Source organism: Brevibacillus sp. MCWH (assembly GCF_013096935.1).
GTDB classification, from domain to species: Bacteria; Bacillota; Bacilli; order Brevibacillales; family Brevibacillaceae; genus Brevibacillus; species Brevibacillus aydinogluensis.
In genome coordinates this window covers 1-456 of the sequence record NZ_SDLF01000147.1, presented here as the reverse complement: position 1 = coordinate 456, position 456 = coordinate 1, and the positions used below count along the sequence as shown (strand labels likewise).

Annotated in this window: 1 protein-coding gene; it reads left to right on the top strand. The window is 39.9% G+C overall.

Annotation, left to right across the window (positions count from 1 at the left end; all coding sequences use genetic code 11):
• A partial coding sequence (locus ETC00_RS19800) for an ATP-binding protein (RefSeq protein ID WP_171567751.1) occupies positions 1-456 on the top strand: 456 nt, incomplete at both ends.

The following is a 456-nucleotide window of genomic DNA, read 5'->3' as shown; positions in this document are numbered from 1 at the left end:
GTTAAAATACTTGGTACTTCACTAGAAAATCTAAATCGTGCTGAAGATAGAAAAGAATTTGAAGCACTATTAAGAAAAATTAACGTGCCACAGCCACAAGGGAAAACAGCTACATCACCTGAGGAAGCATTAGCGAATGCTGCAGAAATCGGATATCCGGTTGTAGTAAGACCTTCTTATGTATTAGGTGGTCGCGCAATGGAAATTGTAGACAATGACAAAGAGTTAGAAAACTATATGACCCAGGCTGTAAAAGCGAGTCCGGAACATCCGGTACTAGTCGATAGATATTTAACTGGTAAAGAAATTGAAGTTGATGCGATTTGTGATGGAGAAACGGTCATTATTCCAGGAATAATGGAACATATTGAACGTGCTGGTGTGCATAGTGGTGACTCAATCGCTGTATATCCACCACAAACTTTGACAGAAGACGAGTTAGCAACACTTGAGGAC